The organism is Nocardia sp. CA-151230 (assembly GCF_050942175.1).
In the GTDB taxonomy this organism is placed as follows: Bacteria; Actinomycetota; Actinomycetes; order Mycobacteriales; family Mycobacteriaceae; genus Nocardia.
Genome location: NZ_CP192061.1, coordinates 8,812,008 through 8,832,253 on the forward strand (window position 1 = coordinate 8,812,008; position 20,246 = coordinate 8,832,253).

General features: G+C 68.5%; 18 protein-coding genes. 5 read left to right on the forward strand and 13 right to left on the reverse strand.

What is annotated here, in order from left to right:
- Positions 1–90: 90 nt before the first annotated feature.
- The 3 genes from ACQP1O_RS41265 to clpB all read right to left on the reverse strand — a co-directional run bounded on the left by ACQP1O_RS41265 (position 91) and on the right by clpB (position 4,908).
- The gene (locus tag ACQP1O_RS41265; RefSeq protein WP_433563670.1) at positions 91–1,218 is read right to left on the reverse strand and encodes a hypothetical protein; all 1,128 of its coding nucleotides are present in this window, start codon (positions 1,216–1,218) and stop codon (positions 91–93) included.
- Between the two features lie 86 nt (positions 1,219–1,304).
- Positions 1,305–2,189: a DUF5666 domain-containing protein gene (locus ACQP1O_RS41270; RefSeq protein ID WP_433563671.1), complete on the reverse strand. Its 885-nt coding sequence runs from the start codon at positions 2,187–2,189 to the stop codon at positions 1,305–1,307.
- Positions 2,190–2,352: 163 nt separating this feature from the next.
- Positions 2,353–4,908 carry an ATP-dependent chaperone ClpB gene (gene clpB, locus ACQP1O_RS41275; RefSeq protein WP_433563672.1) on the reverse strand — a complete coding sequence of 852 codons (2,556 nt, stop codon included), beginning with the start codon at positions 4,906–4,908 and terminating at the stop codon, positions 2,353–2,355.
- 189 nt (positions 4,909–5,097) lie between these two features.
- Here clpB and ACQP1O_RS41280 point away from each other — a divergent pair, with 189 nt between their 5' ends.
- From ACQP1O_RS41280 to ACQP1O_RS41290, 3 genes are all read left to right on the forward strand, one after another.
- Positions 5,098–6,075: an NADP-dependent oxidoreductase gene (locus ACQP1O_RS41280; protein WP_433563673.1), complete on the forward strand. Its 978-nt coding sequence runs from the start codon at positions 5,098–5,100 to the stop codon at positions 6,073–6,075.
- A gap of 134 nt (positions 6,076–6,209) precedes the next feature.
- Entirely contained in the window at positions 6,210–7,370 is a 1,161-nt protein-coding gene (locus tag ACQP1O_RS41285) for an FAD-binding oxidoreductase (protein WP_433563674.1), read from the forward strand.
- Positions 7,371–7,401: 31 nt separating this feature from the next.
- Entirely contained in the window at positions 7,402–8,187 is a 786-nt protein-coding gene (locus ACQP1O_RS41290; RefSeq protein ID WP_433563675.1) for an FAD-binding oxidoreductase, read from the forward strand.
- Between the two features lie 14 nt (positions 8,188–8,201).
- Here ACQP1O_RS41290 and ACQP1O_RS41295 read toward each other — a convergent pair whose 3' ends face one another.
- From ACQP1O_RS41295 to ACQP1O_RS41325, 7 genes are all read right to left on the reverse strand, one after another.
- The gene (locus ACQP1O_RS41295; RefSeq protein WP_433563676.1) at positions 8,202–9,371 is read right to left on the reverse strand and encodes a globin domain-containing protein; all 1,170 of its coding nucleotides are present in this window, start codon (positions 9,369–9,371) and stop codon (positions 8,202–8,204) included.
- A 666-nt stretch (positions 9,372–10,037) separates the two neighbouring features.
- A complete protein-coding gene (locus ACQP1O_RS41300; protein WP_357005070.1) occupies positions 10,038–10,430 on the reverse strand; it encodes a heat shock protein transcriptional repressor HspR in 393 nt (130 codons plus the stop codon).
- On the reverse strand, positions 10,430–11,608 hold the full coding sequence (gene dnaJ, locus ACQP1O_RS41305) for a molecular chaperone DnaJ (RefSeq protein ID WP_379388689.1): 1,179 nt from the start codon (positions 11,606–11,608) through the stop codon (positions 10,430–10,432). Before dnaJ ends, ACQP1O_RS41300 begins: the two co-directional genes overlap by 1 nt.
- 54 nt (positions 11,609–11,662) lie before the next feature.
- On the reverse strand, positions 11,663–12,247 hold the full coding sequence (gene grpE / locus ACQP1O_RS41310) for a nucleotide exchange factor GrpE (RefSeq protein ID WP_433567970.1): 585 nt from the start codon (positions 12,245–12,247) through the stop codon (positions 11,663–11,665).
- Positions 12,248–12,267: 20 nt separating this feature from the next.
- Positions 12,268–14,106: a molecular chaperone DnaK gene (gene dnaK / locus ACQP1O_RS41315; protein WP_433563677.1), complete on the reverse strand. Its 1,839-nt coding sequence runs from the start codon at positions 14,104–14,106 to the stop codon at positions 12,268–12,270.
- A 295-nt stretch (positions 14,107–14,401) separates the two neighbouring features.
- Positions 14,402–15,172: a DUF1707 SHOCT-like domain-containing protein gene (locus tag ACQP1O_RS41320; protein ID WP_433563678.1), complete on the reverse strand. Its 771-nt coding sequence runs from the start codon at positions 15,170–15,172 to the stop codon at positions 14,402–14,404.
- A 9-nt stretch (positions 15,173–15,181) separates the two neighbouring features.
- The gene (locus tag ACQP1O_RS41325; RefSeq protein ID WP_433563679.1) at positions 15,182–16,252 is read right to left on the reverse strand and encodes a DUF1707 SHOCT-like domain-containing protein; all 1,071 of its coding nucleotides are present in this window, start codon (positions 16,250–16,252) and stop codon (positions 15,182–15,184) included.
- Between the two features lie 163 nt (positions 16,253–16,415).
- Between ACQP1O_RS41325 and ACQP1O_RS41330 the strand changes: the two genes are divergently transcribed.
- A complete protein-coding gene (locus tag ACQP1O_RS41330) occupies positions 16,416–17,309 on the forward strand; it encodes an LLM class flavin-dependent oxidoreductase (RefSeq protein WP_433563680.1) in 894 nt (297 codons plus the stop codon).
- Positions 17,310–17,320: 11 nt separating this feature from the next.
- Here the strand turns inward: ACQP1O_RS41330 and ACQP1O_RS41335 are convergent, their stop codons facing one another.
- Positions 17,321–17,806, reverse strand: a complete 486-nt coding sequence (locus tag ACQP1O_RS41335; protein WP_433563681.1) for an SRPBCC family protein — start codon at positions 17,804–17,806, stop codon at positions 17,321–17,323.
- A gap of 124 nt (positions 17,807–17,930) precedes the next feature.
- Between ACQP1O_RS41335 and ACQP1O_RS41340 the strand changes: the two genes are divergently transcribed.
- A complete protein-coding gene (locus tag ACQP1O_RS41340) occupies positions 17,931–18,413 on the forward strand; it encodes a winged helix-turn-helix transcriptional regulator (protein ID WP_433563682.1) in 483 nt (160 codons plus the stop codon).
- Here ACQP1O_RS41340 and ACQP1O_RS41345 read toward each other — a convergent pair.
- Together ACQP1O_RS41345 and ACQP1O_RS41350 are read right to left on the reverse strand one after the other, a co-directional pair.
- Positions 18,402–19,247 carry an RNA polymerase sigma factor gene (locus ACQP1O_RS41345; protein ID WP_433563683.1) on the reverse strand — a complete coding sequence of 282 codons (846 nt, stop codon included), beginning with the start codon at positions 19,245–19,247 and terminating at the stop codon, positions 18,402–18,404. The genes ACQP1O_RS41340 and ACQP1O_RS41345 overlap by 12 nt on opposite strands.
- 109 nt (positions 19,248–19,356) lie before the next feature.
- A complete protein-coding gene (locus ACQP1O_RS41350; RefSeq protein WP_433563684.1) occupies positions 19,357–20,244 on the reverse strand; it encodes a haloalkane dehalogenase in 888 nt (295 codons plus the stop codon).
- Positions 20,245–20,246: the final 2 nt, after the last annotated feature.

Here is a 20,246-nt window from a genome sequence, read left to right on the forward strand (position 1 = left end):
CATTCTGATCCCTGACCGACCCACCCGCGGCGAATTCGCGCAGACACCACGTGGCTGCGGCGTGCCGCGCGCGGACACGGCCGGGGTGGGTCACCTCGGCGTGGGTCCCTGGAAGGGGCGGAACCCCGGATGGAACGGGCCGCCGGGCGGGGCGCTGCGACCCTGGTCCCTGCGCCAGCCCTCCTCGGGCTCGCGGTCGGACTCGGATTCGTCGCGCCAATCCTCGGATTCCGGTTCCGCCCAGCGGTCTTCGTCCCGGGGGCGACGCCGATCGTCCTCGTCGTATCGGTCCGGCTCCTCCCCCTCGGGGGCGGGCGGCCAGTTGCGGCGCGGGCGGTTGCGCGGGTCCGGCACGACTTTCAGTGCGGGACGCCAGTTTTCGGGCTCGTCGTCCGGTTCGCTCGCGCCGGCGATATCGCTGACCAGTGGGGACTCGTAGTCGTCGGCTTCCTCGGCGCGCGGGCGGGCCGGGCGGTCCTGGCCGCGCGGGCGATCGCGGTCGTCGTTGCCGAAGTCGCCGAATTCGTCGTGGCCGTCGTAGTCGTCGTCCTCGGGAACCGGGTGCGAGCGACCGGGTTCGGGGAGTTCGTCGCGGCCGCGCTCGGCACTGATGACCGGCGGCAGCACGTGCAGCAGGCCCGACAGCCGCAGCACCGCGTCGATGGCCATCTCCCAGTCCTTGGCCACGGCCCCGACCGGCAGCATGCCCAGGGTCCAGTTGCCCTCGGACCACAGCTGCTGCACGGTGTCGGGCAGCGACTCGATGAACGCCACCATGCGCTGATCCACCGCGTGCCGGGCGACGTCCGGGTTGGTGGCGAAGACCACCCGGTCGCCGATGGCGCCGAGCAGCTCCAGATCGTGATCCTTCGGCGGCGCCGCGGTTTTCAGCCGCAGGTCGATGTCGATGTCCGAGCCGATCTGCCGGCGCACCGCGACCAGGGTGGCGGCGTCCTCCAGATCGAAGAGCACGAACTTCTCACCCTTGCGGTTGCCCGACACCACGTCCACCGCGGACAGGTAGCCGAGCTTGGCCAGGGCGCCGCGCCGCCAGGTGGAGGCGAGCGCGGGCTCCACCGAAACATAGGTGTAGCCCTGGGATTTCGCCCAGACCTGTCGCACGTGCCCGGTGCGCTGCCGCTGCAGCCGATCGAAATAGAGCAGCACGATCGCACCCACGAGCGCGATCGCCGCCAGCCCGAACCATATCGCCGTCATCGCCGCCTACCCTATCCACACTGTGTCCAATTTGCCGTCCGCTTCGCTCCGGGCGGGTTCGGCGATCGCCGAGAGCTCGCGGGGGTTCATCGGGTCCCGCTCGGCATCGAGGTGCTGATGATCAGCTTCGCCTGGATGGATCCGTCGGCGTTCTTGTCGCCCTGGACCATGATCACCTCGCCGACCGGCAAGTCCGAAACCTTGGTGCTGCCCAGGGAAATCACCTGTGTCTTGTTGTCGGTCTTCACGGTCGCCGTGCCACCGGACAGGGTGGTGATGGTGAGGGTGGAACCGTCGTTGTTCGAGATGGTGCCCATGTTCGCACCCAGCTCGTCCAGATCGCCCAGGCCCGGGATGGTGGGAATGCCGCTGGGCAGGGGTAGGGCCGAGGAGTTGCCGGGCAGGCTCGGCGCCGGGTACCCGGAGGTCCTGACGCTGCTGGTCGCGGCGGCGCTGTTCGACGAATCATTGTTCGACAGCAGGGTTCCCGCCGCCACGCCGACAATGGCGACCACGATGACCGCGGCGATGGCCAGCGCGATCCACATGGTGGTCCGGCGGGGCGGCGGGGGCGGGACGGGATGCTGTGGGAAGCCCGCGGGCTGATATCCACCGGTCGGCATTCCCGGACCACCCGGGTAACCGGGCCCGCCCGCGGCGGGCGGGTAACCGGGTGCGCCGTAGCTACTCGTGGGGGCATACCCGGGCTGGCCCGGGTAGACGGCGGTCGGCTCGTAGCCACCGCCGGTCTCGTATCCACCCCACTGCGCGTCCGCCGGCGGCAGCACGCGGGTGGCGTCGGGCACCGGAGGCTGCCCGAAATAATCGACTGGACCGGCCGGTATGGCCTCGGTGGGTCCGTAGCCCGCGGCGCTATCCGAGGGGTAGCCACCCGGTGCGGCCTGCTCGGCGGGCCCCTCTCCCGGGCCCGGCTCCGGCCGCCGCGACCATGGATCGCTCGGATTGGTCATGGCCTCCAGGGTAGGCGGCCGATCCCGCCCGAGCCGCGAACTCGACCGGACGGTTCCCAATCCGCGGACCGTTCACACCTCGAAATGGGCAAGGCTCGGTCGCCCGGGACGAGCAAGGCCCCTGCCGAGCCGAAGCTCGCGCGGGGGCCTGCGGTCCGCTGGGTCAGCGGCCGACGATGAGGGTGTCGCCGTCGGGGGTGACGTTGACCTTCACCGTGTCACCGTCCTGCACCTCCCCGGCCAGCAGTTCCTTGGCGAGCGAATCGCCGATGGCCTGCTGGATGAGGCGGCGCAGCGGGCGCGCGCCGTAGGCCGGGTCGTAGCCGCGCACGGCCAGCCAGAAGCGGGCCGAGTCGGACACGTCCAGCTTCAGGCGGCGCTGGGACAGACGCTTCTGCAGCTGGTTCAGCTGGATGTCGACGATCCGTTCCAGCTGTTCCTCGTCGAGCGCGTGGAACATGACCACGTCGTCGAGCCGGTTCAGGAACTCCGGCTTGAAGGCGCGGCGCACCGCGTTCATGACCGCGTCCTTGTCACCGCCCGCACCCAGATTGGAGGTCAGGATGAGGATGGTGTTGCGGAAGTCGACCGTGCGGCCCTGGCTGTCGGTCAGCCGGCCCTCGTCGAGCACCTGCAGCAGGATGTCGAAGACGTCCGGGTGGGCCTTCTCGATCTCGTCGAACAGCACCACCGTGTACGGGCGTCGCCGCACCGCCTCGGTGAGCTGGCCGCCCTGGTCGTAGCCGACGTAGCCGGGGGGCGCACCGACCAGGCGGGCCACCGAGTGCTTCTCGCTGTACTCGCTCATGTCGATGCGGACCATGGCGCGCTCGTCGTCGAACAGGAAGTCCGCCAACGCCTTCGCGAGTTCGGTCTTACCGACACCGGTCGGGCCGACGAACATGAACGAGCCGGTGGGCCGGTTGGGGTCGGCGACCCCGGCCCGGGCGCGGCGCACGGCATCCGAAACCGCCTGCACGGCTTCCTGTTGCCCGACGACCCGGTTGCCCAGCTCGTCCTCCATGCGCAGCAGCTTCTGGGTCTCGCCCTCCATCATCTTGCCCACGGGGACACCGGTCCACGACGACACCACCTCGGCGATATCGTCCGGCCCGACCTCCTCCTTGAGCATGACGTCGCCGTCGGCGGCGGTCTTCGCCTTGGACTCGGCCTCGGCGAGTTCCTTCTCCAGCTTGGGGATTCGCCCGTACCGGAGTTCGGCGGCCTTGTTGTAGTCGCCGTCGCGCTCGGCCCGCTCGGATTCGCCCTTGAGCGATTCCAGCTCCTCCTTGAGCACGCTCACCGCGTCGATGGCCTGCTTCTCGTTCTGCCAGCGGGTCATCAGCTGGTTGAGCTTCTCGCGGTCGTCGGCAAGCTCCTGGCGCAGCTTCTCCAGCCGCTGCTTGGACGCCTCGTCGGTCTCCTTGGCCAGTGCGACCTCTTCGATCTCGAGGCGCCGCACGACGCGCTCGATCTCGTCGATTTCCACCGGGCGGGAATCGATTTCCATACGCAGCCGCGAGGCCGACTCGTCGACCAGGTCGATGGCCTTGTCCGGCAGGAACCGGGAGGTGATGTAGCGGTCGGACAGGGTCGCCGCGGCCACCAGCGCGGAGTCGGTGATCCGCACGTGGTGGTGGTTCTCGTAGCGCTCCTTGAGCCCGCGCAGGATGCCGACGGTGTCCTCCACCGACGGCTCGCCCACCAGCACCTGCTGGAACCGGCGTTCCAGGGCCGGGTCCTTCTCGATGTGCTGCCGGTATTCGTCGAGGGTGGTGGCGCCGACCAGCCGCAGCTCGCCGCGGGCCAGCATGGGCTTGATCATGTTGCCCGCGTCCATGGCGGATTCGCCGGTGGCGCCGGCGCCCACGATGGTGTGCAGCTCGTCGATGAACGTGATGATCTGTCCGGCAGAGGATTTGATCTCCTCCAGCACGGCCTTCAACCGCTCCTCGAACTCACCGCGGTACTTGGCGCCGGCCACCATCGCGCCCAGGTCGAGCGAGACGAGCTTCTTGCCGCGCAGCGATTCCGGGACGTCACCCGCCACGATGCGCTGGGCCAGGCCCTCGACGATGGCGGTCTTGCCGACGCCTGGCTCGCCGATCAGCACCGGGTTGTTCTTGGTGCGGCGGCTCAAAACCTGTACGACACGGCGGATTTCGGTATCGCGGCCGATGACCGGGTCCAGCTTGCCCTCGCGGGCGGCGGCGGTCAGGTCGGTGGAGTACTTCTCCAGCGCCTGGTACGAGCCCTCCGGATCCGGCGAGGTGACACGGGCGTTGCCGCGCACGGCGGTGAAGGCCTCGCGCAGGGCGTCGGCGGTCGCGCCGTACTTCAGCAGCAATTGCTGAACGTCGGAGTCGCCGGCGGCCAGGCCGTAGACCAGGTGCTCGGTGGAGACGTATTCGTCGCCCAGCTCGGTGGCCAGCCGCTGCGCGGAGCTGAGCGCCGCGATGGCTTCGCGCCCGAGGTTGGGGGTGGTGGTGGCGCCGGTGGCCCGGGGCAACCGGTCCACGATCTCCTGGGCCTCACGCCGCACCGTCGCCGGGTCGACTGCGACGGCCTTGAGCAGCGGTGCGGCGATGCCGTCGATCTGATCCAGCAACGCCACCAGCAAGTGCGCCGGACGGATTTCCGGGTTTCCGGCCACGGCGGCCGCCTGTTGCGCGGCGGTCAGGGCCGCCTGGGTCTTGGTGGTGGGATTGAACGAGTCCACTGTCACCTTCCTACTTGTCGTTGCTCTCTACAACGCGGTAGAAGTTGAGTCTGTTCCGCTCAAGTCTTACCAGTTTTCGACGCCAGGTCCAGTCCGAGGCCGGTTCCTACGCTACGCGTACGATGACTCCATTCGTTGACGCATCACACCAGCTCATCCATCCCGGTTTCCGAATGAATGGAGCAGCAAATGCGCGCGATCGTCGTCCGTGAATTCGGCGGCCGCCCCGAGCCCGCCGACATGCCCACCCCCGAGGCCGGACCGGGCCAGATCCAGATCAAGCTCGAGGCCGCCGGGGTCAACCCGTTCGACCAGCGGATCATCGACGGCTTCCTGGACGGCCAACTGCCGCACGACTTTCCGCTGATCCCAGGCATCGATGGCGCGGGCACGATCACCACGGTGGGCGCGGGGGTGGACGACTTCGAGGTCGGGGAGCGGGTGGTCGGGAAGTTCCTGATCCCGCCGGTCGGGCACGGCACCTTCGCCGAGTACATCGTGGCGCCGCACGACGGCACCCTCGCCAAGCTGCCGGAAGAGGTCTCCGCCATTCGCGGCGCCGCCCTGCCGACCGCGGGCATCACGGCCCTGGACCTCATGCACGCCGCCGGGGTCACCCGCAACCAGAAGGTGCTGGTCGTGGGCGCCTCGGGTGGCGTCGGCTCCTATCTGGTGCAGCTCGCGGCGCTCGCGGGCGCGCACGTCATCGCCACCGCCCGCCCCGACGACACCGATCGGATGATCCGGCTGGGCGCGACCGAGGTGGTGAACTACGGCCGGATCACCGTCACCGACTCCCCCACCCACGCCCAGGGCTCGGAGCTGTCGGTCGCCGATTCGGTGCGGATCACCGATCCCGGCGGCATCGACGTCCTGTTCGATCTGGTCAGCCCGCCGCCCGTTTTCGCCGACAACGCGAGCCTGGTCAAGTCCGGCGGTTCGGCCTATTCGACCATCTGGTCCGCCGACGAGGCGGATCTGCAGGCCCGTGGCGTGCGCGGCGGCAACCTCCAATCCCAAGGCGGCGCAGCCGAATTGCGCGAGCTACTGCGACTGGTCGGCGACGGCGACCTGATGGTCCCGATCAGCGCCATGCCGCCGCTGGCCGAGGCCCCCGGCGTGATCGGCGCACCCGGCGCACGCGGCAAGATCGTCCTGGTGATCTGAACTCCGGGTTACGCAAATCGATCGGCCTCCGGCTATATCCGTGCGACCACCGCGTTTTAAGGGATACTTGACGCGGAGGGCCGCCTGGCAGCAGGCGTTCCGGGGTAGCAGCACAGGAAGGAAAGCTCGACGTCGTGGATGCGCGTTCGGCAGCGCTGGTCCGCGCAAACTTTCGGACAGTCGTCGAGGCCCCCAACGGGCCGGAACGGCTGATCAGCGCGTTCTACGGTCATCTTTTCGCAGAGATTCCCGCCCTGCGGGAACTGTTCCCCTCCGCCATGGACATGCAGCCGAAACGGTTGGTCACGGCCATCTCGTTCGTGCTCGACAATCTGGAGGACTGGGATCGCGCGCAACGCTTCCTGGAGCAACTCGCGCGCGACCATCGCAAGTACGGGGTGGAGGCGGCGCACTACGACATCGCCGGGCGCGCCCTGCTCCACGCCTTCCGCAGCTACAACGGCACCGCCCACTGGAGCCGGCAGCTGGAGGCGGGCTGGCGCGACATCACCATCCTGATCTCGGCGTCCATGGCCATCGGCGCCAATTCGGATAAGTCGCAACCGTATTGGGAGGCGACGGTGGTAGGGCACCGGCGGGTGGTGGACGATCTGGCCATCGTCCGCCTGCAGACCGACACCCCGATCCCCTATCAGGCCGGGCAGTACGTGCCGGTGGCCATTCCGCAGCGGCCCAAGATGTGGCGCTACCTGTCGCCGGCCATCCCCACCAACCCATACGGCGAGATCGAGTTCCATGTGCGGAAGGTGCGCACCGGCTGGGTGAGCCCGGGCATCGTGAACGAGACCCAGGTCGGCGACCGGTGGATGATCGCCGCTCCGCTGGGCGGTCTGCACGTGGATCTGAGCCGCCGCAAGGACGTGCTCATGATCGGGTCGGGCACCGGCATCGCCCCGCTGCGGGCACAGCTCATCGAGATGGGCCGGCGCGGCATCAATCCGCGCGTGCACCTGTTCATGGGCGGGCGCTACCCGTGTGACCTCTACGACGTGGAGAACATGTGGCAGCTCTCGCAATCCAATCCGTGGCTCACGGTGGTCCCGGTCTGCGAGAACGAGACCAACCCGTGGTGGCACCCCTATCCGCCCGCCGAGACGCCGTTCGGCATGCATCGGCGGCTGATCGGCAATCTGGGCGCGGTGGTGGCCAGCTTCGGCGCCTGGGCCGATCGCCAGATCCAGATAGCCGGCTCGGCCCGCATGATCGCCGACACCAGGCGCGCCCTGCTCGCGGTGGGCACGCCGACGTCGGCGATAAGCTCGGATCCGGTGTAGTGCACAGCCTTTCGACAATCAGGAGTTATCGGTGACGCTCGGCCCGGACGAGACCGGAGAGCTCGCGCTCGGCGCGCAGACGGAGTGGAACGCCACGGTGGTGGGTGCGCACCGGCTGCGCGAGGACACCACGGTGGTGCGGCTGATCGGCGAGTTCGTGCCGTTCGCGGCGGGCCAGTCGGTGGAGGTGCGCACGCCGCAGCACCCGAACATGGTGCGCCGGCTGTATTCCGCGCTGCCGCCCTCGCTGGACGGCAAGCTGGAGTTCCATGTGCGTACGGTGCCGGGCGGCTGGTGCAGCGGATCCATCGTCGCCGACTCGCACCCGGGCGACGAATGGCGGATCAGCGCGCCCGCGGGCTGGCTGGCCGTGGAACCGGAGGCCACCGAGGTGGTCATGATCGCCGACGGGGTCGGGCTCGCGCCGATGCGCGCGCTGCTGCTGGATCTGTCGCGCCGGGAGCAGCCGCCGCGCACCCACCTGTTCGTGGGCGGGCGCTACCCGCGCGACCTCTACGCCTCCGACATGCTCTACCTGCTGACCGGTGAATTGCCGTGGCTCACGGTCGTTCCCGTGGTGCAGAACGAGTACGACCCGGATTTCGCCGACGCCTGGTACGAGCAGTGCCGGGTGGACATCGGCTTCCGCCCGGAGGAGATGATGCCGGGCACCATCGCCGACATCCCGGAACGCTTCGGCCCGCTGGACCACCACCAGATCCTGGTCTGCGGCGGCGCGGCCATGGTCCGCAACACCATCGACCAGCTGGTCGCCATCGGCGCGCCCGCGGAAGCCATTCGCTACGAAGGCTTCTGAGGGTTCCGCCGCGCTCAGAACAAGGGGTCGTGGCGGATGTTCTCGGTGGGCGTGCCGGCGGCCATGAGGCGGAACTTGGTGGTCTGCACCATGGACGGCGCACCGACGATCTGCACGTCCCGGTCGTACCAGGAGCCGTGGCTCGCCACGATCTTGCCGATCTGACCGACCACCCGCGGCTGCAGGCCCGGATACTCGCGGGCCCCGTCGGAGTCGTCGAAGTGCCACCACGGGTTCTCGGTGGACTCGGTGACCGGGTGCACGGTGAGCCACTTGTTGGCGCAGGCCAATTGGCTCAGCACCTCGAGATCGTAGAGATCGCACGGGTAGTGGCCGCCGACGAACACATCCACCTTCGGGTTGGAGCGCCGCGCGGTCATGGCCATGAGCTGGGCACGCAGCGGGGCGATGCCGGTGCCGCAGCCGATCATGAGCAGCTTGCGGCGGGTGTTGCGAGGCACGCCGAGGCCGCCCAGCGGTGAGCCGATCAACCACTGTTCGCCGACCCGGCTGTGCCCGACCATGGCCGGGCTGACCCAGCCGCCGGTGACGCCGCGGATGTGGAATTCCAGTTCGCCGCCGGCATTCGCGGGGATGGCCGGGGACAGGTAGCGCCACATGCGCGGGCGGGACGGGATCTGCACGCTCATGTACTGACCGGCCGCGTACTGCATGGGCTGGTCCAGCCGCAGGCGCACGACGGCCAGGTTGCGCAGTACTTCCCGGTGCTCGATGACGGTCCCGGTCCACACCGGCGGGGTGGTCTCCTGCTCGGCCGCGTTGATCATGGTGTCGGCGATGACCCCGATGCCCTCGTCCCAGGCACGCCCGATCTCGTCGGTCCAGATCTCGGTGCCGGCATAGGCCTCCAGCGCGCTCTTGAGCGAATTTCCCACGGCCTCATAGTGTTCGGCCACCACCCCGTACTTGCGGTGATCACGGCCGAGCTGGGCCAGGAAGGGCAGCAACCGGTCCGGCTCCTCCAGCCGGTCGACCACGTACGCGATGGCCTTGACCAGCCGGTCGCGCTGGGCGTCCAGGGCGGCGGGGAAGTGGTCGCGAACGTGGGGGTACTCCGTGAAGAGGATGGCGTAGAACGACCGCGCGAGTTTCTCGGGGCCACCGTCTTCCGCAGCAACCGCCTTGAACGTTGTTCTTATCAATGCGACGGTGCGCGAATCCATGTGTGTCACAACCCCATTTCGCAATCGAACGCAGGCGTGACCGGCGAGTGAAGTGCTGCGGGACACTCGACAGCAGCCGCTGCCAAGCCAGTGTAGGCGAGGTCAGCCAGCAACGGAACGAGACGTTTCAATAACACGGCCTTTATTCCTCGAAAACGTGAACGTTGCGGGGCATCCGAGCCGAAAACAGACTGTTCAACCGGAACACGCCGTGAGACACAGGCTTTCGGACGGCAGACCTGCCTGATCCGTTTTGCAAGACTCAGGAAAACAGCGATCCTGCCGCAACTGCGCCGGTCCTTGAATTCCCTTGCAGCATACGGACAAAACTCATGATTGGCGTCTTTTATAACGTACCGGTCTGTTTGTAATTAACCGGAACCAAGAACTTCGCCAATCCCACAGTCCCCATAGGGAACTCAGCACATTGTCCGCAACAATCACAACCGGGCGAACACTCGTCCTCATCCGCAAAGCCTGATACAGCAAGGAAGGGCCGGGAGCAACGCTCCCGACCCCTCCCCGTTCCCCAAACGGGACAACTGATTTCGCGAGATGCGGGTAACTCCCGGGGTACGCCCGAAATCGGTTCGGCTCCCGACCGCCGGCACGCGTGCGAAGCCGGCGACGGCTCCCGAGCCGGGCGCTGAAGTCCCGGGGAGGCGGCTACTGCTTACGCCGGTTTCGAGGCTGCCACACCACGAGAGCGGTGCTGCGCTGCGGCGGGGTCAGATCGGGGCGGTACCCCGACCGGAGCCTTTCCACCTCGGCGGTCAACTCGCTCACCCGCTGCTGCAACTCCTCCACCTGGTTGGTGAGTTCGATGATCCGTTTGATGCCGGCCAGGTTCACGCCCTCGTCCTGGGACAGGCGCTGCACCTCGCGGAGCAGCTCCACATCCCGGTCCGAGTAGCGCCGCCCGCCGCCCGAGGTGCGTTGCGGCGAAACCAGACCCAGCCGGTCATAGGTGCGCAGCGTCTGGGCGTGCATGCCCGCCAGCTGCGCGGCCACCGAGATCAGGAAGTACTGGGCCTCGGTCTTCTTCGGATCGGAACTCATTACGCACCCGCCCATCCCGCACGTGGATCGAACCCGCTGGTCTTCTCCGCCTCCGCGTAGCGCCGCAGCGCCTCGGCGGCATTGTCGTCCAGCTTCTGCGGTACCGCGACCTTCACCGTGACCAGCAGGTCACCGGCGCCGCCGTCGCGCTTGGGCACACCGCGCCCGCGCACCCGCAGGGTCCGGCCGTCGGCGGTGCCCGGCGGCACCTTGACGCCGACACGGCCGTCCAGCGTGGGCACGGAAACCGTGGTGCCCAGCACCAGTTCGGCGTACGAGACCGGCAGCACCAGGGTCAGGTCGTCGCCATTGCGGCCGAAGACCTTGTCCTGGCTGACGTGCACGGTGACGTACAGGTCGCCCGGAGGCGCGCCGCGCAGGCCCGCCTCGCCCTGACCGGCAAGCCGGATCCGCTGCCCGTCGCGCACACCGGGGGGTATGCGCACGGTGATGGTGCGGGTCCGGTTCTGGATGCCGCTGCCGCGGCAGTCGACACACGGGTCGTCGATGATCGACCCGGTGCCCCGGCAGTCCTCGCACGGCTCGCTGAAGCCGAACGCGCCCTGGTTCCGGCTGACCACGCCGGTGCCATTGCAGTGCGGGCAGACTCGCGGGCTGGTGCCCGGCTTGGCGCCACTGCCGTGGCAGGTGGTGCAGGCGGCCGGGCTGGTCATGCGCAGCGGGACGGTCACGCCCTGGGCGGCCTCGCGGAAGCCGAGGGTGGTCTCGGTCTCCACATCCGAACCGCGCCGGGGACGCGACGAGGTCCGGGTGCCACCGCGATTGAACAGCCCGCCCAGCAGATCGCCCAGGCCGCCGTCGGCGCCACCGGCTCCGGCGCCCGCGCCGAAGATGTCGCCGAGGTTGAACTCGCCGGAGAACCCGCCGCCGGGCTGGCCGTAGCCACCCCCGGGCGAGAACCCGCCGCGGCCGAAACCGCCGCCGGCGAACAGCTTCCGGGCCTCGTCATACTCCTTGCGCTTCTCCGGATCCGACAGCACAGCATTCGCCTCGCTGACGGCCTTGAACCGCTCCTCGGCCGTGCTGTCCCCGGGGTTCTTGTCCGGGTGCAGGTCACGGGCCAGCTTGCGGTAGGCCTTCTTGATCTCGTCCTGGGTGGCGCCGGAGGAAACACCCAGATCCTTGTAGAAATCCTTCTCGAGCCACTCTCGATTCACCGGGCATCTCCTCCTTTCCGTGTTGTCGGTGACGCCGGGGGCGTCTGTGCGTTGTTAATCAGTGCCAGCGGCATCGGTGCCAGCGTTCGTCGTATCCGGCTGCGCCGCAGCCAGATCCGCTACACCGTCGGTGACGCCGACCAGCGCGTGCCGCAGCACGCGATCGCCGAAGCGGTAGCCCTTGCGCATCACCATGCCGAGGACCGGGTCCGCGCCACTGCCCTCGTGCTGCACGGCCTCGTGCAGGGTCGGGTCGAAAGGCTCACCCTCCGAACCGAATTCCTCGAGGCCCTGCTTCTGCAGAGCGGTGACCAGCTTGTCCGCGACCGACTTGAGCGGTCCGTTGTCGAGGTCACCGTGCGCGCGGGCGCGATCCAGATCGTCGAGCACCGGGAGCAGTTCGCCCACGACCGCGGCCTTGGCGGTGTCGATGGCGGCCTTGCGGTCGCGCTCGACGCGGCGGCGGTAGTTGGCGTACTCCGCGGTCAGACGCTGCAGATCGGCGGTGCGCTCGGCCAATTCGGCCGTGATCGCGTCGGCGAGGGCGTCCTCGCTGACCTCGGGAGTCCCCTCGGCCCCGAGGGCCGCGGCGGTGTCCGCCGCGGCCTCGAAGACCTCACCCGTGGCCGAGTCGACCATGTTTTCCGGGTTCTGGTTCGTCACTTCTTCTCCGGCTCCTCGACGACCTCGGCGTCCACGACGGTGTCATCGGACTGCGGCGCGCCCGACCCGTTGCCCTGGGCGGCCTGGTCCGCGGCCGAGGCCTCGTAGATGGCCTGGCCCAGCGCCTGCGACTCGGTGGCGAGCTTCTCCACCGCGGTCTTGATGACCGAGATGTCGGTGCCCTCGAGCGCCTCGTTCGCCTCCGCGATGGCCGCCTCGACCTTGGTCTTGACGTCCGCCGGGACCTTGTCCTCGTTGTCCTTGATGAACTTCTCGGTCTGGTGCACCAGCGACTCGGCCTGGTTGCGGGTCTCCGCCTCCTCGCGACGCGCCTTGTCCTCGGCCGCGTGCGCCTCGGCGTCCTTCACCATGCGGTCGATCTCCTCCTTGGACAGGCCGGAGCCGTCCTGGATCTTGATCGTGTTCTCCTTGCCGGTGCCCTTGTCCTTGGCGGTGACGTGGACGATGCCGTTGGCGTCGATGTCGAAGGTGACCTCGATCTGCGGCACGCCGCGCGGGGCCGGCGGGATGCCGGTCAGCTCGAACGATCCGAGCAGCTTGTTGTGCGAGGCGATCTCGCGCTCACCCTGGAAGACCTGGATCTGCACGGACGGCTGGTTGTCGTCGGCCGTGGTGAAGGTCTCCGACCGCTTGGTCGGAATGGTGGTGTTGCGCTCGATCAGCTTGGTCATCACGCCGCCCTTGGTCTCGATGCCCAGCGACAGCGGGGTGACATCGAGCAGCAGGACGTCCTTGACCTCACCCTTGAGCACACCGGCCTGCAGGGCGGCGCCGACGGCGACGACCTCGTCCGGGTTCACGCCCTTGTTGGGCTCCTTGCCGCCGGTCAGTTCCTTGACCAGGTCGGACACGGCGGGCATACGGGTCGAACCACCGACGAGCACAACGTGATCGATGTCGCCGACCGAGATGCCGGCGTCCTTGATGACCGACTGGAACGGCTTGCGGGTGCGGTCCAGCAGATCCGAGGTGATCTTCTGGAACTCGGCGCGGGTCAGCTGCTCGTCGAGGAACAGCGGGTTCTTGTCCGCGTCCACCGTGATGTAGGGCAGGTTGATCGAGGTCGACTGCGAGGACGACAGCTCGATCTTGGCCTTCTCGGCGGCCTCACGCAGGCGCTGCATGGCCATCTTGTCCTTGGTCAGGTCGATGCCCGAGGTGCCCTTGAACTTGTCGACCAGCCAGCCGACGATGCGCTCGTCCCAGTCGTCGCCACCGAGGTGGTTGTCACCGGAGGTGGCGCGGACCTCGACGACGCCCTCACCGATCTCCAGCAGCGAGACGTCGAAGGTGCCGCCACCGAGGTCGAAGACCAGGATGGTCTGTTCCTTGTCGCCCTTGTCGAGGCCGTATGCCAGCGCGGCAGCCGTGGGCTCGTTGACGATGCGAAGCACGTTCATGCCCGCGATCTGGCCGGCCTCCTTGGTGGCCTGGCGCTGCGCGTCCTCGAAGTAGGCGGGGACGGTGATCACGGCGTCGGTGATCTCTTCACCCAGGTAGGCCTCGGCGTCGCGCTTCAGCTTCATCAGCACGCGCGCGGAGATCTCCTGCGGGGTGTACTTCTTGCCGTCGATGTCGACAGACCAGTCCTCGCCCATGTGGCGCTTGACGGACCGGATGGTGCGGTCGACGTTGGTGACGGCCTGGTTCTTGGCGGGCTGACCGACGAGCACCTCACCGTTCTTGGCGAAAGCGACGATCGACGGCGTGGTGCGCGATCCTTCCGAGTTGGCCACGACGACCGGTTCGCCGCCTTCGAGAACGGCGATGACAGAGTTCGTGGTCCCGAGGTCGATACCGACCGCACGAGCCATGGTGTTTCCTCCTAGTTGACGTACCTGAGCGCCCCGGAATCCTCTCCGAGCGACTCCGGCGCACTGCAATCCCAGTAACACTGAGCGTGGTCGGCTCAATCCTGCACCCGCCGGCGGCGGCGCGCAACTTTAACTTGAGTCCAACTCGCTCAACCTTGCTGACCTGTCCCAACGGGCGCCGCACGTCATCTATTCCACGCGGCACAAAAAATTCTTCGCGGGCAGGCGCGACCGGCCGCCCCTTGTGTCCACACCGGTCGGTTTGCAACTACCGATGGGCCGGGACCGTGATCGATCAGCTGGGCGGGTAGATCGCTATCGGCTCGCCGGTGGCGGTGACCTTGAAATAGCCGTGCTGGGAGCCGTCGTCGACGTAGACGGTCACCACCGGACTGCCATCGGCGCCCCGGACGATCTCGACGTGGCCGATCCGGCCGTTGGGCACGCCCGCCGACTGCGGAGCCCCGGCGAGCAGACCCGCGATCTTCTTCAGATCCAGGACCGACATGTCGAAGATGTCCATGCCCACAGACCGGGCGATGTCGTCATAGGAGTGGAAGCTGCCGTCGTAACGGATGTGCGCGTCACGTTGCGCCGACGGATCCCGACGGCGCTCGATGATCACGTAGGTGGGATAGAGGAGAACCTGGTCGGCCTTGGCGTCGCCGAAGTGGTCCTGGTAGGCCGCGACGAAACTGGCCAGGCCCGGGCCCGTGGTCGGGTCCGGCAGAGCGGGTTTCGGTGCGGCCGTGCGCGAGACGCAACCCGCGAACGCGCCGAGCAGGGCCGCGGCCACCAGGATCGCGGCGGCGACCCGCATGCGAGTGGAGGGACCGCGCCGATTCGCCCGCACCACAGGCGAATTCACCAGATTGGCGGAAATCTGCAGATCCTCCAGCACCGCGTCCAGTTCGCCGAAGGTCTTGGCCGCCATGGCCTTCGCGGTCCGGTGGGTGTATTCGGCCGCGGTGAGCTCGCCGGCGTCCCGGGCGGTGTCGAGCAGGGTGCAGGCGTCCACGCGATCGGTGTCGCGGGCCCGCAATCCCTGGGAGCGTGCATCAGCCATGATCTCGACCTATCCCCCGAACGCCAGGGTCCGCACGATCCGGCCGTCGAGGGTCGCCTCGAGGTAGCCGTTCTCATTGGCCTTGTTGCCCACATAGATACGAACGATCGGCCCGCTGCCGGACCCCTCGATGTCGAGGTAGCTGACCGTGCCCTGATCCACCTTGGTGAGGGCCGGGGCCCGGGCGGCGAGCGCGGCGATGGCCGGCACGTTCAGCGCGGACAGATCCGCGGTCGGCGTCTGCGGCGACCGGGTCTGCGGCTGGTCACCCTGGTCGAAGCCACCGCGATAGGTGTAGCGGACCTTGCGGTTGGCCTGGCTGCCGCGGGTGACCGTCGCATAGTCGGGGAACAGGTCGACCTCGTCGACAATGGTGTCGCCGAACTTGGCGCGATAGGCGTCCCGGAAGTAGCCGATGCCCTCGGCCTCGGTGAGTTTCGGCCGGGGCAGCACCATCGGTCCGATCACACCCAGGTCGACCGCGGGCGGTCCGGCGGCCGGGGTGGCGGGACGATCCACGGCCACGAACGTGCCCACCGCGACCGCGATGCTCAGGGCCGCGATGCCCGCGGCGAACCAGTTCTCGCGCCGCGACTTCGGCGGGGCGGGATCCGGCGGGGTGTCGCCGGACCGCTGCAGATCGTCGGTGAGCTGGGCCAGTTCACCCAATGTCTTCGCCTCGCCGGCGAGTTCGGTGAGGGTGCGATGGTCGGCGGCGTTCAGCTGTCCGTCCGCGCGGGCGGCGTCGAGCAGGGTGCAGGTGGCCTGGCGGTCGCTGTCGCGGGCCCGGGTGCGGGGCGGATAGCCGCCCGCGGACGCCCGTCGTGCCCGCCGGCCGACGGGCGCGAGGTCGGCGGTCTTGGTGCTCGGCTGCAGGTCGCCGATGAGTCGTTGCAGTTCGCCGAGGGTCTGTGCGGTCTGCGCCTGCTCGGACCGCTGGTGGTACTCCTCGACCGCGAGCTCGCCCTCCTCGAAGGCGGCGTCCAGCAGCGCCCGTGCGTTGACGCGGTCGATGTCCCGCGCCCGCATCCGCCCGGCCACGGGCGAATCCCCGGGCGATCCGGACGATTTCGAGCTCACGCGGGGATCGTAAACGGAACCCGGCCGGACCGCGCGGTTTCCGGCAGCGCGGTGAACAGGGGCGAGACACGCCCGGGATGCGCGCCGACGTCCGAAATGCCGGTGTTGCACGCAACCGCCCACGAAGATCGGGAGCGTCGATTTCCGCTGGTGAGGAGGCTCGATGCAGGCAAGGTTCGGTATTTCGATCCCGCCCGTCGCGGCCGCGCTGCCGGACGTCATCGATATGGCCGTGGCCGCCGACGCCGAGGGGCTGGATCTGGTGGCCATCCAGGACCATCCCTACAACGCGCAGTTCGGCGACACCTTCGCGGTAATCGGCGCCTGCCTGGCGGCCACCGGCCGGGTCAGCCTCTATCCGGGAGTGGCGAATCTGCCGCTGCGCACGCCCGCCATGATCGCCAAGCAGGCCGCCACCTTCGACCTGCTCAGCGGTGGGCGCTTCGAATTGGGTTTGGGGGCGGGCGCTTTCGAGAGCGGCGTGGTGGCCATGGGCGGGCCCGCCCGCAAGGGCCGGTCGGCGCTCATGGCCCTGGCCGAGAGCATCGCCATCATCCGGGCGGAGTGGCGGCCCGGGCAGCTGGTGTCCGTGGTGGGCACCGAATACACGGTGCAGGGCATCGAGGGCGGGCCGGCGCCCGCGCACAATATCGGGATCTGGCTGGGGGCCATGGGCCCGCACGCACTGGACCTGATCGGCTCGGCGGCCGACGGATGGGTTGCGCCGCTGCCGAATTGGATGCCCTGGGAGCAGTGGGCCGGCGCCAATGCCCGCATCGATGCGGTGGCGCGCTCGCTCGGGCGGGATCCGCGCACCATCACCCGGCTGGCGGCGCTGCCCGGCGTGGTGAGCGACCGGTCGCTGCACCCGGATCCCCATGGCTCCGACCCGATTCACGGCTCCCCGGAGGAGTGGGCGGACATCATCGTCCGTCTGGCCCGCGACGCCGGATTCGACACCTTCATCTACTGGCCGCCGGGTTTCGACGTCGACCAGGTGCAGCGTTTCGCGCGACAGGTGGTGCCCATCGCGCGAAAGCTCCTGGGCGACAGCTGAACCCGCCGAGGTTACCGCGCCGCCTTCGCGGCCTCGACCGCCTCGATCTCGGCGGGAAGTCCACCGGGCTGACCGACGCCGGTGGTGACCAGGTCGCGCAGGCTCTCGGTGATGTAGAACGTCCACGCCGGGGAGCAGGCGTCGTAGCACTCGTAGTCGGGAACGAGCCCGACGTGGGTGAAGCGGAGTTCGGTGCCGCCGTCGGTTTCGGTGATGTCGAAATGGATTTCGGTATTCACCCATTCGGTCTTGTCCTGGACGAAGGACATCCAGTTGTCCTTGACACGCCAGACCACGCGGCGGTTCGGCACCACCTCGGTCAGCTCGATATCGCTGCGGTGGACGCCGGGGACCTCGAAGACGAAAGTGTCGCCCGGGCGCTCGGTGCCGCCGGTAATGCCCTTCCCCCACCACCCGCGGGCGTTCAGGACGGCGGCGAAGACCTCGGCGGGGGTGCGGTCGACGGTGATGGTGGTGGTGAAGTTCTGATCAGTCATGGCAGGTCCCATTTCTTTCCTGAACACACAGGACGGGTCGGAGTGGACTGTCTCGCGAGAACTTACTTGCATCACGATAGTGACATTACTTGCATCACACAAGCGGATGGGTCAATCTGGATACATGTTGGGACGCACGTACGACGAGGAGGTGTGCTCGGCCGCGCGCACGCTGGAGATCGTGGGCGAGCGCTGGAGCCTGCTCATCGTGCGCAATGCCATGTTCGCCGGGATGACCCGGTTCACCGAGTTCCAGCGCTCGCTCGGCATCGCCCCGAACATCCTCACCAAGCGGCTCGCCGAATTCGTCGAGGCCGGAATCTTCGAGCAGCGCAGCAGCACCGGCAGCGGCCACCCCGAATACCTGCTCACCGCAAAGGGACTCGACCTGAAACCGGTCATCCTCGCGCTCACCGACTGGGGCGACCGCTGGGCGGCGCCGGACGGACCGCCGGTCACCTATCGGCACACCGGGTGCGGCGGGAAAGTCGATGTGCGCCTGGAGTGTTCGGACTGCGACGCCAGCCCCGACCTGGCAGCGGTGACGGCCGAACTCGCGCCGTGGGCGTACGAGAAGAAGTACGGGACGCCCGCGTCACTCCAGTAGCGGGAACCGCCCCGAACGCAGCAGCCCGGCGATGGCCTCCAGCTTCGCCTGCGGCGCCGCGTAATCCGGATGCGCGCCGAGCACGGCGGCGGCATCGTGCAGGCGCACCATCTGCCGCTCCGCCTCCTCCACACTGCGCCCACCCGGCGTGATCGGGTGCGCGGCGAAGGCGGGGCGGCGCGGATCCACCCGGCCCAGCTCGACGGCCTTCTCCACCCGCCGTGAGCACCGGCAGAACGCCTGGGGATTCGCCAGGCCGCAGGTGGACTGCAGGAAGTTCCCTAGCCGTTTCTTGGCCCGCTCCACCCGTTTCCGATAAGCGGCGGGTGTCGCGCCGACGATCCAGGCGGCCTCCTCCGAGCTCACCTCGAAGACGTCGGACAGCACGTACGCGACGCGTTCGTCGCGACCCAGGCACTGCAGCATGGCCTGGCTGCAGTTGAGCCGGACCTCGTGGGTGAGCAGCGTGGACTCCGGGCCGCGGTAATCCTCATCGGCCAGGCCGTCTTTCAGTCCCTCGCCGAACTGGTCGAGGCTGAGCTGCTGCGCTTCCTGCGGCGTCTGCCGCTTCAGATTCAGCAGGTAGTTGACGCCGATGCGGTAGGCCCAGGTGGTGAGCCGGGCCTCGCCGCGCCAGGTCGCGAGATTGCCGACCACCCGCAGCAGGATCTCCTGGGTGGCGTCCTCGGCGTCGGCGGGCCGCCACACCATGCGCAACGCCAGCCGGTAGAGCGGATCCTGCAGCATCCGAACGACATCCGAGACGGCGGCGCGATCGCCCTCGACGGCCCGTGCGACGAGCGCGCGCTCGTCGATGTCCGATCCGGTGTCCATATCGCCAGCATAGGGATCGCGAAGCGCACCATGGTGCGCCCCGCGATCAGCCCTGCCACGGCGAAACCAGGCTAACCGGTCGAACCGCCCGGCCGCGCGACCCGCCGGATCAGGCCACGGCCGGAGTGGCGGTGAGGGCGTGGCGGTGTATCCACTGCGCGACCGCCCGCCCGATGGCATCGGGCTGATCCTCGGGGCAGTGATGCCCCGCCGGTCCGATATTCGCGACCTCGGCGGCGGCGAAGGTCCGCTGCGCCCACTCGATCACCTCCGGCGAGCCGAGGCCGACACCGTCCTCGACGTGCATGATCAGCTTCGGCACCTCGGGGCTCGTGGCCATCCACCGGTCGTAGTTCTCGATGATGGCGACCACGTCGGCCGGCTCGCCCTCCAGCGGGAATTCGCGCGGCCACGCCAGCATCGGCCGGCGGGACTCCGGGGTCGGGTAGGGCGTGCGGTAGGCGTCCAGGGCCTCGGCGGTCAGATTCCGGGTGGCGGCGGGCAGGTTGAATTCGATGAACATATTGCGTTCGAGCACCATCTCCTCGCCCTCGGGGGAACGGAAGCGGCGGAACAGTTCCGCGCCCTGCGGCGGCATCTCCGACCAGCGCAGCGGCCGCAGGAAGGTCTCCACCACGGCGATACCGCGCACCCGCTCGGGATGCCGTGCGGCCCAGTCCATTCCGAGTGCGCCGCCCCAGTCGTGGCCCACGATCACGACCTGCTCCAGGCCCAGGGCGTCGAACCAGGCGTCCAGGTAGCGGGCGTGATCGACGAAGCGGTAGTCGCTGTCCGGCTTGCCCGAGGCGCCCATGCCGATGAGATCCGGTGCCAGGGCGCGGGTCGGTGCATCGGACACGGTGCCGGTGACGTGCGGGATCACATTGCGCCAGAGGTAGGAGGAGGTGGGGTTGCCGTGCAGGAACACGACGGGCACCGCACCGCTGCCGGTGTCGGTGTAGTTGATGAACGAGTCCAGAACGTCGATGGTGGCCATCG